General features: G+C 35.5%; 16 protein-coding genes. 2 read left to right on the top strand and 14 right to left on the bottom strand.

The window, feature by feature from the left end; genetic code table 11:
* Window positions 1-15 precede the first annotated feature (15 nt).
* Genes A3854_RS03525 through A3854_RS03460 form a run of 14 tightly spaced genes read right to left on the bottom strand, consistent with a single transcriptional unit; the run spans window position 16 to window position 13798 of the window.
* Entirely contained in the window at window positions 16-1254 is a 1239-nt protein-coding gene (locus tag A3854_RS03525) for a type II secretion system F family protein (protein WP_072594213.1), read from the bottom strand.
* Window positions 1251-3002 (bottom strand): GspE/PulE family protein, encoded by a 1752-nt coding sequence (locus A3854_RS03520; protein WP_084041338.1) that lies wholly within the window; start codon window positions 3000-3002, stop codon window positions 1251-1253. Before A3854_RS03520 ends, A3854_RS03525 begins: the two co-directional genes overlap by 4 nt.
* A gap of 9 nt (window positions 3003-3011) precedes the next feature.
* Window positions 3012-3551, bottom strand: a complete 540-nt coding sequence (locus A3854_RS03515; RefSeq protein WP_084041337.1) for a hypothetical protein — start codon at window positions 3549-3551, stop codon at window positions 3012-3014.
* Window positions 3548-4426, bottom strand: a complete 879-nt coding sequence (locus A3854_RS03510) for a hypothetical protein (protein WP_084041336.1) — start codon at window positions 4424-4426, stop codon at window positions 3548-3550. The genes A3854_RS03515 and A3854_RS03510 overlap by 4 nt, the downstream gene beginning before the upstream one ends.
* Window positions 4419-5246 (bottom strand): ATP-binding protein, encoded by an 828-nt coding sequence (locus A3854_RS03505; protein ID WP_054196616.1) that lies wholly within the window; start codon window positions 5244-5246, stop codon window positions 4419-4421. Before A3854_RS03505 ends, A3854_RS03510 begins: the two co-directional genes overlap by 8 nt.
* Window positions 5239-6759 (bottom strand): pilus (MSHA type) biogenesis protein MshL, encoded by a 1521-nt coding sequence (gene mshL, locus A3854_RS03500; RefSeq protein ID WP_084041335.1) that lies wholly within the window; start codon window positions 6757-6759, stop codon window positions 5239-5241. Before mshL ends, A3854_RS03505 begins: the two co-directional genes overlap by 8 nt.
* On the bottom strand, window positions 6737-7150 hold the full coding sequence (locus A3854_RS03495) for a hypothetical protein (RefSeq protein WP_180378639.1): 414 nt from the start codon (window positions 7148-7150) through the stop codon (window positions 6737-6739). The genes mshL and A3854_RS03495 overlap by 23 nt, the downstream gene beginning before the upstream one ends.
* Window positions 7150-7797 carry a pilus assembly protein PilO gene (locus A3854_RS03490; RefSeq protein ID WP_084041334.1) on the bottom strand — a complete coding sequence of 216 codons (648 nt, stop codon included), beginning with the start codon at window positions 7795-7797 and terminating at the stop codon, window positions 7150-7152. Before A3854_RS03490 ends, A3854_RS03495 begins: the two co-directional genes overlap by 1 nt.
* Window positions 7794-9314 (bottom strand): C4-dicarboxylate ABC transporter, encoded by a 1521-nt coding sequence (locus A3854_RS03485; protein ID WP_084041333.1) that lies wholly within the window; start codon window positions 9312-9314, stop codon window positions 7794-7796. Before A3854_RS03485 ends, A3854_RS03490 begins: the two co-directional genes overlap by 4 nt.
* 59 nt (window positions 9315-9373) lie before the next feature.
* Window positions 9374-10243 carry a GTPase Era gene (gene era / locus A3854_RS03480; protein ID WP_084041332.1) on the bottom strand — a complete coding sequence of 290 codons (870 nt, stop codon included), beginning with the start codon at window positions 10241-10243 and terminating at the stop codon, window positions 9374-9376.
* The gene (gene hslU, locus A3854_RS03475; protein ID WP_012001741.1) at window positions 10240-11562 is read right to left on the bottom strand and encodes an HslU--HslV peptidase ATPase subunit; all 1323 of its coding nucleotides are present in this window, start codon (window positions 11560-11562) and stop codon (window positions 10240-10242) included. Before hslU ends, era begins: the two co-directional genes overlap by 4 nt.
* Window positions 11563-11570: 8 nt before the next feature.
* Window positions 11571-12104 (bottom strand): ATP-dependent protease subunit HslV, encoded by a 534-nt coding sequence (hslV, locus tag A3854_RS03470; protein WP_002940451.1) that lies wholly within the window; start codon window positions 12102-12104, stop codon window positions 11571-11573.
* The gene (rplI, locus tag A3854_RS03465) at window positions 12105-12551 is read right to left on the bottom strand and encodes a 50S ribosomal protein L9 (protein ID WP_054196623.1); all 447 of its coding nucleotides are present in this window, start codon (window positions 12549-12551) and stop codon (window positions 12105-12107) included.
* A 23-nt stretch (window positions 12552-12574) separates the two neighbouring features.
* Complete coding sequence (locus A3854_RS03460) at window positions 12575-13798, bottom strand: argininosuccinate synthase (protein ID WP_084041331.1); 1224 nt, start codon at window positions 13796-13798, stop codon at window positions 12575-12577.
* 201 nt (window positions 13799-13999) lie between these two features.
* Between A3854_RS03460 and A3854_RS03455 the strand changes: the two genes are divergently transcribed.
* Complete coding sequence (locus A3854_RS03455; RefSeq protein ID WP_084041330.1) at window positions 14000-16099, top strand: TonB-dependent receptor domain-containing protein; 2100 nt, start codon at window positions 14000-14002, stop codon at window positions 16097-16099.
* Window positions 16093-16920, top strand: coding sequence for an alpha/beta hydrolase (locus tag A3854_RS03450; RefSeq protein WP_084041329.1), 828 nt, complete (start codon window positions 16093-16095; stop codon window positions 16918-16920). The genes A3854_RS03455 and A3854_RS03450 overlap by 7 nt, the downstream gene beginning before the upstream one ends.

The raw sequence follows: 16920 nt of genomic DNA, 5'->3' as shown, positions 1-16920 counted from the left end.
TCCTTTAATGTTGATTTAGTTTTTAACAGCTTTTGCCATATCCCACATTGGCATAAATATACCAAGGGCGAGCAAAAGCACCATAGCTGCGATAAATATTAGTAGTATCGGCTCAATATAGTTTGAAATATTATCAATAATATCATTAAATTTCACTCTATAATAATCAGTAACTTTTTGTGTCATGTCATCTAAGCTACCACTTTGTTCGCCAGCACCTATCATTTGTATAAGCATACCCTCGTAAAGTCCAGTTTGCCTAAAGGCCTCGGTTAAGCTTATGCCACGGCCAACCAGTACTTTTACAGCAGTTAGTTTATTTCTTATGTCTTGATTTGAAACAGTTACAACGGCAGTATCTAGCGCGTCAGCGATAGGAAGTCCTGCGCGAACAAGCTCTGTAAAGATTAGATTAAATCTACTCATATTTGCAAAAAATATTATTTTGCCTACAAGATAGACTTTTAGTAGATATTTATCGACCTTATCCCTAAAATTTTCATCATTTGAATATTGCCTTTTTAGCAAAAAAGCAAATGCGACAAGAACAACTATTATATATATGCCGTAATTGCTCATTATGTATTCAATGTTTAGTAAAATTTTAGTAGGAAGTGGTAGGTCGGCATTAAGCTGGCTAAAAATTTCTCGAAATTGTGGAACAACTGATGTCATGAGCACAATAAAAGCCAAAATTATAGAGCATATTACGGTTATTGGATACCTTATGGCTTTTTTAAATTTTTGTTGGTTATCCCAGACTTCTTGCAAGATAGAAGCTAGCTTTGATAATGCGTCAGCCATATTGCCAGTACTCTCTCCAAGCCTTACCATGGCGACAGTGACATCGCCTAGCTCTTCTTGAAAATTTTCTATACTTTGAGTTAAGCTCGCACCTTGATTTAGGTCTTCATCTAATGTCTGAAATATTGTTTTTAGTCTTTTATCTTCGGTAGCATTTGCTGTCTCTTTTATGCCATCATGTATTGATATACCGGCATTAGTCATAACGCTAAGTTGCCTTATGGTAGCAACTAGAGCCGGAATTTTTACTTTTGAAGAAGAGAATATTTTGTTAAATTTTTCTTGTAAGTCCAAAAAATCATTGTTAATGCTTGAAACCTGAGTTTCTTTTATCTTTACTATCATGCCTTGAATATTTGCACGATTTTTTACATCATTTTTGCTATTGGCCTTTAGGCTCATCTTTTGGCGTTTGCCATCTTTTATATATTCTATTTCGTAAAATTTCATATCTTGGCAACTCTATATACTTCTTCGATTGTTGTTACACCATTTGCTGCACGTATAACGCCATCATGAAACATATCTATAAAGCCTTCGTCATAGGCGGCCTTTTTAAGCTCTTCTTTTGAAGCATTATTTGCTACGATACTTGCTATATGATCGCTAATAGATAATATTTCACTTATCATTTCACGCCCTAGATATCCGGTTTGTGAGCAGTGTTGGCAGCCTACACTTTTATAAAATTGATAATCTTCAGGAAGAAATTTTTTAATCTCATCAAGAGCTTTTTGAGATAGCGTGACTTTTTGTTTGCAATACGGGCAAAGCTTTCTTACAAGCCTTTGAGCCTCTATGCAAACTAGTGCACCACTTACTAAATATGACTCAATACCCATATCAACCATACGAGGCAAAGCGCTAATAGCGTCATTTGTATGAAGTGTAGAAAAAACCAAGTGGCCAGTTAGTGCCGCTTGAATCGCAATCCTAAGCGTCTCTTGATCTCTGATCTCGCCTATCATAATAATATCTGGATCTTGTCTTAAAATAGAGCGAAGAGCCGAGATAAAAGTAAGCCCAGCCTTCTCATTGACATGTACTTGTTGGATCATATTTAGCTGATACTCAACCGGATCTTCAACGGTAATAATCTTAGTTTTTACGCTTTTTATGTCATTTAATGCACCATAAAGTGTAGTCGTTTTTCCTGATCCTGTCGGACCAGTAACTAGGATGATGCCATAAGGAGCTTTCATGCTCTTTTTAAATTTAGCAAAGTTATCTGGATGCATACCGAGGTCTTCAATGTTTATGATAACTTTTGATTTGTCCAAAATTCTTAAAACTATGCTTTCGCCGTTTAAAATAGGTAGTGTAGAGATACGAAAATCGTACTCTTTATCTAAAATTTGAGCTGAAAATCTACCATCTTGTGGGCGGCGGCGCTCCGCGATATCCATGTTTGAAAGTAGCTTCATACGGCTTACCATCGGCGGATAGATATCTTTATCAAATATAAATGTCTCGCTTAGCATGCCATCTATCCTGCTTCTTACGATGCAGTTTGTCTCGGTTGGCTCGATGTGAATATCGCTTGCTCTGCTTTGAATAGATGTTTTTAAAATTATCTCAATTAGCTTTAAAATTCCAGAGCTTTCTGTGCTTTGCCCTTGACTACTAGAGCTTGAAAGCTCTTTTCTGATCTCTGTAATAACGTCTTTAATGCTTTCATTAAGAGCTATTTTGTTTATGTATTTTTCTATCTGGGCTGGATCGGCGCAAGCTACTTTTAATAGCTTTCTGTTAAATAAATTTTGAACTTTATCTTGAATGATCACGTCAAAAGGATTTTTAAAAGCAACATAAACGCTTATCTCGTCTTCTTTTACAGGGATAGCGTTATATGATTTTAGCTGCGAGGTGCTTAGCTTTTCACTTATACGGTAGTCGATATCTATATCATCAAGATCAAAAAATGTAATTTTAAATTTATCACATACATATTGAATAAAGCGCTTTTGATCTATCTGAAGACTAGTTGAAATTTCATCAATGTCAGTGTGTCCTCTTCTATAAATATCAGATAGAATTTCAAAAAAAATCTCTTCTTCTAGCATATTTTCTTCAAGCAAAATAGCCAAAAGACTTTTTTCATTTATCTTTTTTATCTCTATAATCTTTAAAATTTGCTCATCATTTAGTTTATTAAGTTGCTCTAATGTTTTTAGTGTTAAATTTTCTAAATTATTCATCTCTTCTCTTTATCTATACTCAATCTGCGAAGTAAGATCGTCATTTTTAAAAATTTTTAAAATCATTTTTGCAAAATTTGAGCCAGCGATTGCACTAAGCTCATATCTTGTGTCTGAATTTGGCTCTTCAAAAATAAATACACCAAGCTCCTCAATGTATTCTTTTTTGACAAATTTATCAAATATAAATGAAAGAATGTAATCGCTCTTTGGAAGCCTAATATAGCTTATGTCAGCTCCATCCAAGATAGCATGAAGCAGTAACTTTTTTTTAAGTAATATATCCGCAAAATATGCTGCATTCTCTCTCGAGCTTTGCGTTTTTGATAGTTTGCTCGCTGGAAGAGCGAGCCTATCTATATCATTTGTTTTTAAACAAGATATGCCAAAGATATTAAGAAATTCTTCATTTTGTGAATCTTTTAAAAGATCTTGTATTTTTTGATTACAAATTTTAGGATATTCAGCTTTTTCAAAATAACTTTTAATGTCAGCCGTTCCAAGCGCAAAGGCATTTAATGATAAAAATACAACAAGCAAAAATTTCACAACGTATCACTTTTTATCTTATTTATTAGCTCATTTATTTCTAGCTTATTTTTATTTTTATTATATTCTTCTAATGCGCGCAAGGCATCATCTTTTTGTTTTAGCATATATTTTGCCTTAGCAAACATGACCCAAGACTCCTCAATGCTACTATCTAAATTATTCGCCGATAGTGCCCATTTTATAGTGTCACTATATCTTTTATCCTGATAGCATTTTCTTGCTATTTTAAGGGCGATTTCTGGATTTTTATTTTTATTAAAATTTTCTTTTAGCATAGAAATTTCATTGTTTTCACTTGAAATTTGAATATCAATTTTTGGCTTTGCCTTTGGTTCTAGTTCTATTACCTCTTCATTTGGTAGAGACTGTCCATTTTGTATATTTTCATTTTCAGTTGGTAAATTTAGCTTTAGCCAACCGCCACCACTTCTTTGTTTTTTATCTGATGCCTGCTCTTTATTATCTTCATTTAGCTTTATGGATTGTTCTAGCTTTTTAGCTATTTTCTCAGCAAGCTCATCTTGCTTCTTATCTGATTCAAATCTCTCTTTTGCCTGCTCACTTTTTTGTTTGCCATCTTCTAAAATATTTTTACTGACATTGGTTTCAGCAAAGGTTATGTTTTTTTCTTTTATATCTGTTTGTATTGTCAAATTTTTCTCAAATAAAGCTGGAGTAATAGTTGTCTCTTTTTTGTTTTTAGCATTTGAGAAAAATAAAAAAGCACCAAAGATAAAAGCAATTAGCAAGATCGTAATTATTAAAAGACCTAGCTTTTTATGTGATAACAATTTTAAAAGACTATTTTTATTCTTTTTTTCGTACTCTTCATAAAGCTTTTCTAGCCTTTGAATTTCTTGTAATTCAAGCATGAATTATTCCTGTATCAAGTGCAGACATTGTCAAAATTTTAATATTTGCATCCTCGCTACTTAATTTTGATGGCTGATTTTGTTCGTAATATTCACAAATTTCATAAAATTTATACATGATTTTATTTAGTGTGCGTAGATTTCCGCAACAAAGCTCATAGGCTTTGTCATAGTCTTTTTTCTGAAAATTTAGGTATTTATCGTAGCCTTTTTGTCCTATTTTTCTTTGCAAATAAACTATGATTTCATTCGTGTTTGCACTTCCAAGCTCTATACTCTCCCAAATTCTAGTTTGAAAATAGTCCTTTGCTAACACATCTTCATTTTCAGTTTTATGAATCGTAAATAGAAATTTAAATAATCTTGTATCGGCCATCAGCCTTATTTTTTCGATCAATTCAGTAGGATAAAGTTGCGCTTCATCCAGGATAACAACTATTTGGTTTTGTAAAATTTCATCTTTATTTTTAAATTCTTTTGAGTAGTGTGCGACAAAACTTTCAAAATTATTTATATTATCAAGCTTATTTCCGTATATATCTTCACAAAGAGCTTCTATAAATGTAGCCTCGCTAAAAAAAGGATGTGGGAAAAAAATTAATTTTTTATCCTTTTGAAGATCGGAGGCTATCTTGTTTAACAAAAAGGTCTTTCCACTACCAGGCTTACCATAAAAAAGTATAAGTTTTAATGGCTTTTTTAGAGCCGAGACGATCTTATTGTAACAAGTGATTGAGTTATCTAGATTAACAAAATCAGCTACTTCGTCTTCGTTGATAAAGATATCTTTTATATCTGTATAAATATTCTTGTTATTCATAGATCGTTTTAGAAAAACCTAAGTCTTTTAGTGATTGATTAAGTGGCTTTTTTTTGTCAAAATCAACTACATGAGGAGTGATGACAAAGATAAGCTCTGTTGTTTTTATATTGTCTCTTGTGCTTTTAAAGACACCACCTATAAGTGGGATATCAGAAAGAAGAGGTACGGAAGTATTATTTTTACCCTTTGTCTGGCCTATTAATCCACCAAGAATAATAGTATCACCGCTATCAACTTGAACAACAGTTGAAAGCTTCTTTTGCACTGTATCCGGAGCAATCTCTCTTAACGCATTTTGTCTTGTGTCGTCTTCAGCGTATTTAAAGTTACTAAGTGATGGATTGATTCGAAGCATGATTTTATTATTATCAGAAACTTCTGGTAATAAATTTAATAATATGCCTATAAAAACAGAGTATTGTTTATAAGTAGTTGTCAGCCTATCGCTATTGCTGTTTCCATTGTCAGTTTTTTGTTGAACACGGTAGTTTATGTTATCACCAACTGAGATTAGTGCTTGCTGATTATTAAGTGTTGTTACTTTTGGGCTTGATATAACCTTTGTCTTTCCATTTGTTTCAAGAAAATTTATCATTCCATCAAGGCTAAAATTTAAATTAGCTGCAATATTTAATGTACGTCCAAATCCATCACTTAGGCTATTGCCTTTATTTGTCCAAGTTGCACTTGAGCTAGGATTGTTTCTTGAATTGCCAATGTATGTATTAAATCCAAGTTCAAATTTACTCCAATCAACGCCTTGCTTGTATTCATTATTTAACTCAACTGAAATAATAGAAACATCAATAATTACTTGTTTTTTTAGTCTTTTTTGCATTTCATCTATATATTTCTCAACACGCTTAAGTTGAGAAGGAGTGGCCGTAACAGTGATAAGACCTGCATTTTGGTTTATGATAGGATCAGGCGCTGTGATATGTTCGCTACTATTATTTAAAATAGCTTTAAGCTCAGCATCTAGTTTTTCCCAAAAGTCAAACCTTTCAGTAGTTTTTATAAGGTTGCTTGAGCCTTGAGAACTATCATCTTGGGAATCATCACTACTACTTGAACCACTAGAAATTTCAGATGGAGTAGCATCCACTGAAGCTTGGGTGACAGCAGTTCCTTCTCTAATAGAAGTTATATAGTCTAGTTTAAAAATTTGAGTTTTTAAAGATGAAATTTTTAATACATTATTTGAAAACTCGTAGCTTAAATTTTTCTCACTTAAAAGCAGGTCAAAAACTTCACTAAGACTCATATTCCTGATATTAACGCCAAAAACTTTATCTTTTAGCTCCGTTTTGCTATAAGTGTCCTTTGCAACAATACTAAAGTTACACATCTCTGAAAGTTGATTTAACACATCTACTAGCGCAACATCATCTGAAATTTTCATATTAAAATTCTTGCTTAAACAACTACTCTCATTAGCACTAGCATAATTCATATTTAAGCAAATGAGTGCACCTATTATTAATATTTTACTTAATCTTAATCTCAACATTTTTACTTCCATTTTTTAAAATTAGCTCTTGTTTCTCATCGCCTTTTACTAAAAAAACGCTATTTTTAGTAATGTTAGCTATTTTGTAACCATCAACAATATCACCGACAGCATACCATTTGGAATCAATATTTGCTTTGTTTAATAAAATCGCTTTTAAACTAAGCCCTTTTGAAGCTTGAGTGATAATTGATAAATTTTGATCTGTTATCGTCTTGATAGGTTCTTGCTTAAAAGGATTTTTTATGCTCGAAAGCTCAATATCGCTAAGACCGCTTCTTTTTTCCTTTATTTTTTCAAAAATTTTATCATAAGAGTCCATTTCCTCTTGAAGCTGATTAGCAAAAGCAATATTTAAAAATAAAAAAGCCAATAAAATTTTTATTTTCATTAGTATTTCATCCCCCAAACAGATATTGAGATCTTAGCGCCAAGCTCTTTTTGGGTAGAATTTACATCCATTTTATGAAGATCAACTACTAGCTTTGATTCTTCAAGGCCATTTATATATGAAAGCATATCTTTAAAACCTCCCAAAAATGTCAAGTCAATATTTAAAATTTGCTCAATCTTTTGGAAATTTGGCTCTTTTATATCGCTTTTTAACTCTAAAATTTTTATATTATTTTGCTTTGCTAAAGATACTATATTGTCTAAGAAATTTGCCCAATTTTGATCGTTAAATAATAAAAACGATAGTTCTTTTAGTTTTGAATCAAAATGGGCATTAAATTTTAAAACGCTAGAATATTTGCCTTTAAGCGTTTCAAGTATTTTGGTCTCTTCATTTATTTTAAAATTTTTATCCCCACTAGGTGAGCTAGTTGATTTTAAATAATCTCTTGTTCTTGAAAGATCATTGCTAATTTTAGTATGTGTATTAAGTCTTTCATCATAAAAATCTTGCGATGGATCAAAGCAAAGCATATAAACAATATAAATAATAATTAAGGCTGAACCCAAAAAAATTATATTTGTTTCGCTTTGTTTTTTTGCGTCAAAATACTTATCTATTTTACTTAAAACGTCTTGTCTCATTGTCTAATCTCTATACTTATATTACTTTCATACTCGTTGTTTTGCCTATCTTCTTTAATTTTTTTTGTATTTACTGAATATTTAGGCATCTTGCTAATATCTTTTATTAGCTGCGTAATCCTTTTTTCATTATCGCTAACAACCGTTACTGTTAAATTTTTATCGTTATTTTTAATATTTGTTATAAAAATGCTATTGTTATTTATCATATCGGTAATCTCAAAAAGATTTAAACCTTTCATTACGTAATGATCTTTTTTGTTTTCAATTTCTTGAAGCAATCCTTTTCTAAAATTTAACTTCTCTTCCTCTTTATCAGTTAATCCTTTTATATCGTTTTGCTCTTTTTTTAGTCTTTCAAGAGTATTTCTTATTTGTGCTGCTTGCGCATTAAGCACATCAAGCTCATCGCTTAGTCTTTGCGAATCTGCCTCTAAAATACTGCCAGCTATATAATTATAAAGAGGATAGGACATACTTAGGCAAAAAGCAGCGGCACATGTCAGTATAAATTTACCGCTTTTTCTTTTTGTGAACGGATCAGGCCTAAGCAAATTTGAGAAGTTAAAATCGGCATTAAAGGCCTCTTTTTTATAAAAATTTGCATACAAAGCCATCATATTATGCCGTTCGCTGATAGCTAAATTTTTAGAATTTATTACAGTGCTTGTATTTAATTTCGTAGCATTTGTTCCAAGTTTTGTATTGATAAATTTCTCAAAACGCTCTATTTTATAGTCGCAGTCAATATAGATATTTTTTATATTTATGCTATAGATTCTATTGACAACATTTATCGTGTCATTTACGTAAAATATATAGTCCTCAAAAACAGTATTTAGATCGTAGCTAAAGCCTTCTTCATTGCTATCTAAAAGTCCTCTTGTTTTTAGGATATCTAAAAAGCTTTCTAGGCTTACTCTCTCGCCGCTTTGCTCTATAAATTTATCTTTTAGATAATTTAGTGTGTATCTTAAACCTCTTGATGTAAGGTATTCCCCATTTACATAAATGCTTATAAATGCTTCATCGGCCCTAAATGTCAAAAAACAATCACTCTGAGTGCTAGGAAGTAAGCCTTTTTTATATATAGCACTATATAAAAGTGGCTCTACAACGACATAATCTATAAAAGGTACTCTTTTAGAAATATTTTTAAAAATTTTATTTATCGTTTCATTTGTAGCAATAAAAACATTAAAAATTCTATCTTCTTTTTCAACATTGCTTTCAAAATAAACTATTTTATAATCAATCGCAGGATCAAGAGAGAGTTCTTCGTAAATTTTGATCGAGATATTGTTTTCAATATCCTCATCATCTATTGTTCTTGAGATGTTTATGGTAGCTGTTATTATATCTTTGTACTCGATGTAAGATATAAAGAAGTCTCGCTTTAGAATATTCTTTGAGAGACTTAGCGAATCGACATTGCTATTAGAAAATCTAAAACCTTCATATTCATAAGGATCTAGCGTAACGATTGGATTATCGTTAATTTTTCTAAGCTTTAACATAAAAATTTACCTCATAATGCTCTAATTGGGCTGTATTTTAATATTTTTACAATAAAAAATCAATATCCAATTATTTTATTAAGGCTCTTTTCTTCTTTACTCCAGCCTTTTTTAACGATTACATCGAGTTTCAAAAAGACCTTTGATCCGGTTAAATTTTGTATTAACTTTCTTGCAAAAATTCCTATTCGTTTTATCGTTTCACCATTCTTACCGATGATCATACTTTTATGGATTTCACGCTCAGTGATGATACTTGCAAAAATTTCAGTAATGCCAGGTTTTTCTTTTACGCTTTTTATGATCGCATCACTAAGATAAGGGATCTCGTCACTTAAATTTTCATATATCGCTTCTAGTATAAATTCTCTAAAAATTTCTTTTTCATTTGTTGAAGTAAGAAATTCCGGATCGTAAAAATATTCATGCTCTGGCAAAAGCTTGCAAATTTCATCAAGAAGCGGCTTTTTATAAGTAGGCTGCTTGGTGCTAAAAGTAAGCAAAGCTGCAAATTTATCTTGAAATTTTTGATACTGGGTTATTTTTTCTAAAACTTTCACGTTTGAGCTTTCATCAACTTTAGTCAGAACTAAAATATGTGGTTTTTCAGGATTTAGTGCCAGAAATTTCTCATAGTCTTCTGTGTCATCATGGATGGGCGCTAAAAATACGATGAGATCGCAATCTCCCATCGATTTTATCGCTTGGCTGATTAGTAGTTGATTTATCGCCTTGTTGCTCTCGTGAAGTCCAGGCGTATCGGTGAAGATGATCTGATCTTCACCATTCATCACGATGCCATTTATCTTTCTGCGAGTTGCATTTTGTTTATGCGAGACGATGGCGATCTTTTCGTTCAATAAGGCATTTAAAAACGAGCTTTTGCCAGCATTTGTGCGTCCTATGATGCTAACAAAGCCTGATTTCAAAGTATATACCTCGCTAGATCTTGATCTTCGACCACGTCTTTTAGGCGCTCTTTTACAAGCTCTTTTGTCACATTTATCTTCTCACCGCTCTTTTCGCTAGCCTCAAAGCTAATATCTTCTATCACGCGCTCGATCACCGTGTGAAGGCGTCTAGCGCCGATATCTTCCATCTTTTCATTTGCTGCGTGAGCGATCCTTGCTATCTCTTTTATCGCTTCATCGTCAAATTCTAGCTCGACATTTTCGGTTGAAAGAAGTGCGATATATTGTTTTAAAAGCGAATTTTTTGGCTGAGTTAAAATTTGATAAAGCGCGTCCTCATCAAGACTATCAAGCTCGACTCTTAGTGGAAAACGGCCTTGAAGCTCAGGGATGAGATCGCTTGGCTTGCTTATATGAAAGGCGCCAGCTGCGATAAATAAAATGTGATCTGTCTTTAAATTTCCAAATTTGGTATTTACATTTGAGCCCTCAACGATAGGCAGCAAGTCTCTTTGCACACCTTCTTTGCTAGGGTCTTGCCTGTTTGAGCTACCTGAGCCAACGGCAACCTTATCGATCTCGTCTATAAAGATGATGCCTTCGTTTTCAGCTCTTCTTAAAGCCTCAGTTTTTACGCTCTCAAGGTCTAAAATTTTATCATTTGCTTCACTTTGAAGGGCTTTTTTAGCGTCTTTTACCTTCATCTCTTTTTTGATGTTTTTGCCACCGATGCCAATTATCTTGATAAAGCTCTCTTGCATCTGCGCCATATCAGGTGGCACATTTGAGCCAGCTTCAAGTGGGTTTTGCTGCACCTCGATCTCGATACTTAGCTCGTCAAGCTCACCGTTTCTTAGCCTATTTAGCATCTTGTCATAGCTCTTAGCGTACTCTGCTTGTTTCTCTTCACTTGCACCTTTTGGAAGTGGCGGAAGTAGCTTTGAGACGATCTTTTCTTCGATGTAGGCATTTATCTTGTCTTGATTTTTCTCGCTTTGCTCGTTTTTTACGAGATTATACGATGCCATGGCAAGGTCTCTTACCATGCTTTCAACGTCGCGACCAACAAAGCCAACCTCGGTATATTTGCTAGCCTCGACCTTGATAAAAGGCAGTCCCATCATCTTTGAAAGACGCCTTGCGATCTCAGTTTTACCAACGCCAGTTGAGCCGATCATCAAGATATTTTTTGGCATGATGTCATCTTGCAAGCTCTTTTCAAGCTTCATACGGCGGTAGCGGTTGCGAAGTGCGATCGCTATGATCTTTTTGGCGTCCTTTTGACCGATCACATAGTCATCTAAAAATTTAACAATTTCTCTTGGTGTTAAGTTCATTTTCTCTCTTATTCTAAAACATAAGTTTTGATGTTTGTATTTGTATAGATGCAAATTTCGCCGGCGATCTTGAGGCTCTCTTTGACTAGCTCTTCTTCGTCGATATCGGCAAATTTATCTAGGGCACGAGCTGCTGAAAGTGCGTAGTTTCCGCCGCTTCCAATAGCTGCTATCTTGCCATCTTCTGGTTCTACTACATCACCAGTGCCACTAAGTAAGAAAATTTTATCCCTATCAAGCACAAGCATCATCGCCTCAAGCTTTCTTAGATACTTGTCCTTGCGCCACTCTTTGCTAAATTCTATCACCGCCTTTAGCAAATCGCCCTTTGTATGTTCTAAATTTTTCTCAAACATATCAAAAAGGTTAAACGCGTCAGCGGTGCTACCAGCAAAGCCAGCTAGGACTTTGCCGTTGTGTATTTTGCGAATTTTTACAGCGTTGCCTTTTAAGACGGTGTTGCCAAAGCTCACTTGTCCATCGCCACCGATGACCGCTTTATTTTTGCCTTTGTAGGCTAAGATGGTTGTCGCATGAAACATCTACTCTCCTTGCACATCAACCTTCAAGCTTGCATTTATCGAATGTCCAAGCTTTACATGAACGTCATAAAGGCCGACTGCTTTTAGATGTGTATCCATGTCAATCGCTTTTTTCTCGACAACTAAATGATGCGTTTTTTCAAGCTCTGCTGCAATCTCTTCTTTTGAAACTGAGCCAAAAAGTGAGCCATTTGCGCCAAGAGTTTTTTTAATGACAACTGTCACTTTTTCAAGCTCTTCTTTAAGCTTTTCTAAATTTGCGATCTCATATTTTAGCTCTTCAGCCTTTCTTTTTTGAGCTGCTTCATATTGGCGAAGAACGTCTGGGGTGGCCGCTTTTGCAAAGCCTTTGCCGATTAAGAAGTTATTGCCATAGCCGTCTTTTACCTCTTTTATCTCGCCAGCTTTACCAAGCGCCTTTACATCTTTTATTAATAATACTTTCATTTCTTTCCTTTTAAATTTTATTTTTAGTCAAATTTTCGCCCATTTTTACGTGCGATGATAAAGCGAAGTGCATTTAGTTTGATAAATCCAGCTGCATCTTTTTGATCATAAACGCCATCTTCTTCAAATGTGCAGTATGCCTCGCTAAATAGATTATCATTTTTACTGCTTCTGCCAAGAATGGTCACGTTGCCTTTATAAAGCTCAACTTTTACAGAGCCATTTACATGCTCTTGGCTCTTATCAATGAGAGCTTGGAGCATATTTCGCTCAGGTGACCACCAGTAGCCGTTGTAAATTAGCTCGGCGTATTTTGGCATGATCTCATCTTTTAAGTGAGCTGCGCCGCGGTCAAGCGTGATACTCTCTATCGCTCTGTGAGCTTTTAGCATTATCGTGCCACCAGGAGTTTCGTAGCATCCGCGACTCTTCATACCAACAGAGCGGTTTTCTACGATGTCAAGTCTGCCTATACCGTGTTTTGCGCCAAGGCGGTTTAGCTCGGTTAAAATTTCAGCTGGGCTCATTTTTTTACCGTTTATGCTCACTGGATCACCTTTTTCATAGCCGATCTCTATGATCTCGCTCTTATCTGGAGCATCTTTTGGGCTTACTGTCCATCTCCACATATCATCTTCTGGTGCGTGGCTTGGGTCTTCAAGCACTAGACCTTCGTAGCTTATGTGAAGTAAATTTGCGTCCATTGAGTATGGGCTTTTGCCTGGTTTTTTAGTGATATATATGCCGTTTTTCTCAGCGTAAGCCAAAAGTTTTTCGCGGCTATTTAGATCCCACTCGCGCCATGGAGCTATAATAGTTAGGTTGTCGCCGAGCGCGTAGTATCCAAGCTCAAAGCGAACTTGGTCGTTGCCTTTGCCTGTTGCTCCGTGGCTCACGCCATCAGCACCAACAAGTCTTGCGATCTCGCTTTGGCGTTTTGCTATTAGTGGGCGCGCTATCGAAGTGCCAAGCAGATACTCGCCCTCGTAGACTGCATTTGCTCTAAACATAGGAAATACATAATCACGTACAAATTCTTCTCTTAAATCTTCTATAAAAATATTTTCAGGCTTTACACCAAGTGCTAAGGCTTTTTTGCGTGCAGGCTCTAGCTCCTCGCCTTGTCCGATGTCAGCTGTAAATGTGACTACTTCGCAGTTATATTCATCTTGAAGCCATTTTAAAATGATACTTGTGTCAAGTCCGCCAGAGTATGCTAAAACCACTTTTTTTACGTCTTTTTTCATAGCTCTTCCTTTTGTTAAAATGGTCGTATTTTAGCCTAAATTGATTAATTTTTAATAAACTAATTTGATAAATAATGTAAGTTTTTTCTTAGAAAATTTTATAAAAAAGATTACTATTTAAAATTATGATAATTAATATTGTTTTAAAAGATACTTTGTTAAATTTCAAACTTTTTCAAATTAAATTTTAAAAGGATAGTCGTGAGAAAAACAAAATTTATCGCCATTTGCCTTAGCGCTTGTGTGGCAAATTCTCTCTATGCAGTAGAGAAAGAGAACAACGAAACTAAGCTAGATGGCGTCGTAGTAAGTGCGAGTGGCTTTTCGCAGCAGATCAAAGAAGCCCCTGCAAGCATCAGCGTGATAAGTGGCGATGAGCTAACAAAAGATAGCTTTACCTCACTTCACTCAATCGCCCAAAAAGTGCCAGGCGTAAATGTCGTTGGTGGCGAAGACGGGGCAGCTAGTGGCATCTCGATACGCGGCATGGAGAAGTCTCAAACGCTAGTTTTGATTGATGGCAAAAGAGTAAATTCAAGTAGCGCAAATCCAAAGGGCGGAGCAGGGGATATGAACTCAAATTTCATCCCGCCAGCTGAGGCGATCGAGCGTATAGAGGTCATCCGTGGTCCTATGAGCTCGCTTTATGGTAGCGATGCGGTTGGTGGTGTGATAAATATCATTACCAAAAAGGACTTTTCAAAATTTAGTGGCAATGTCGGTATCTCAACCACGATAAACACTCACAAAGGCATAGGAGACGGCAGGCAGGGTGACTTTTATCTAAATTTACCTCTTTATAAAGAGCTTTTTGCGCTTCAGCTTTGGGGATACAAAAAGCTAAGAGATGAAGATAATTACAAAGGCGGCTATCAAAAGAGCGATAAGAGAAATTTAAGCGCAAAGCTTTGGATCACGCCAGATGAGCACAATAAATTTTTCATCCTTGGCTCAAGTGAAAAACACGACTACTCGCGCACCGTTGGCAAAACAGCTACCATAAAAACAAATAAGGTTTTAAACGCCTATGACTACGAGAAGAAGAGCTATGGCGTGGGCTATCTTGGCGAATTTGATAACCTAAATGCCGATATCAGCTACATTTATGACCAGACACAAAGAACAAGCCTTTTTGATAAATTTATACCAGCAAAAGCTAAAAATCACAACTTCAACTCTAAATTTACAACCTTTTTTGGCGCGCACACTCTAACTTTTGGCTATGACTTTAGCAAGCAAAATGTAGGCACGACCTTCATCGTCTCAAACGCTTCAAGAAACGGCTTAAAAGATCCAAAGACCTACTCGATGAGCGAGCATGCGGGATTTATCGAGGATGAGTGGCAAATTTTAGATGAGAAGCTATTTTTAACGCTTGGCTCAAGGCTCACGCACAATGAATTTTTTGGCAACCACCTCTCGCCAAGAGCCTACCTAGTCTATAACGCCACAGATACACTAAGCCTAAAAGGTGGCGTAGCGACTGGCTACAAAACCCCAGATGTCAATCAAATTTCTCCAGAAGTAGGCACTATTCAAAAGGCTTGGAGTATAGTTGATTTTGGCAACAAGGACCTAAAACCAGAAAAGAGCACGACTTATGAAGTTGGGGCATATTATGACAATCAGGCTGATTTTAGAGGCTCTGTGACGCTTTTTAGAAATGAGTTTAAAGATAAGATCCTAGACACTGATGGCAGTAAAAGAGTAAATGGAATTCCAGCCTTTGGCACTTGCACAAATGCACCAGACGTTACTTGCCCTGGTTGGGGAACTTACTTTAACATTGAGGGTGCGACCGTTTGGGGCGTGGAGCTAAGTGGCGACTATGACATCCTTTCAAATCTAAATTTAAGCTCAAACTACACCTATAATAAGTCAAAGATAAAAACTGGTGATCCAACTATAAACACGCCAAGAGGCCCTATGAAATTTAGCCAAACAGGGCTTAACAGACTTGATGGTAAAAGCCTAACAGCAACGCCAGAGCACACACTTCACGCCATGCTTACATATAAGCCTATAAAAAGTGTCAAGACATTTTTTGGCGCAAACTATGAGAGTAAGCTAACAAGCGTAAATTTTGGTGCTGGCAACAGCGTAAGAGAGAACACAAAAGACCTACTCACCTTTGATACAGGCGTCAGCTGGGACGCAAACAAGCACCTAACGCTTAGCCTAAATGCCTACAACATCTTTGATAAAGTAAGATACGATGAGGCGCTAGCAGACGACGGCAAATATTACTTTTATCCACAAGAGGGCAGGAGATTTTGGTTTAAGGTCGCTGCAAAATGGTAAGAGCGTTTAAATTTTTGCTTTTTACGCTTGGCGTGACGCAGACTTTGCACGCAGGACCTAGCCAAACGCCTGAGCCACTTAGCCAAAAAGCTGCTAGTAAATTTGAAATTTCAACCTTTAAAATGAGCGCAAATGATGAAATTTATAAAATTTTCACAGCCAAGCTAAAGGGACAAAATGAGTTTAAAAATGTGCTTTTCTTGCTTGATGCAAATGCCCAGTTTAACATGCTTTTAAATGAATTTGATGGCAAGGCTGCCCCACTAATAATAGGTATAGGATATGACAGCAACAAAAGCTACGAGGTAGAAAAACGCACAAGAGATCTCACGCCAAAGGCAGAAGGCGAGGAATTTAGCAAGGGTGGGGGCGCAGATGCGTTTTACCACTTTTTAACTAGAAATTTAGTGCCATTAATCGATCAGAAATTTAACGTGCAAAATAGCCAAAAGAGCCTTTATGGACACTCTTTTGGCGGGCTTTTTACGCTCTATGCTTTGCTTAAAAATGATGGTGTATTTTCAAATTTCTTTATCGTTTCGCCATCTCTTTGGTGGGGTGAATCTGAAATTTTAAAGCAAAATGTGAGCGAGGGTAAATTTAAAGAGAAGCTAAAAGCTAAATTCGTCTTTCTTAGCGTTGGTGAGCTTGAAAAGAGAAAGGGCAAGACTGACAAGCCTGGCACTTTAAAGGCGAGCGATCTAGCCCAAATTTTAAAGCAAAGTGGCGTGAATTCTCACTTTAAGCTTTTTAAAAATGAAACCCATGGCAGCGTCATACCTCTAAATTTAAAAGAGCTTTTAAAATATCTAAAGGATTAA

It is taken from the genome of Campylobacter concisus (genome assembly GCF_002092845.1).
GTDB lineage: Bacteria > Campylobacterota > Campylobacteria > Campylobacterales > Campylobacteraceae > Campylobacter_A > Campylobacter_A concisus_AQ.
This window is presented reverse-complemented; position numbering and strand designations above follow the sequence as displayed.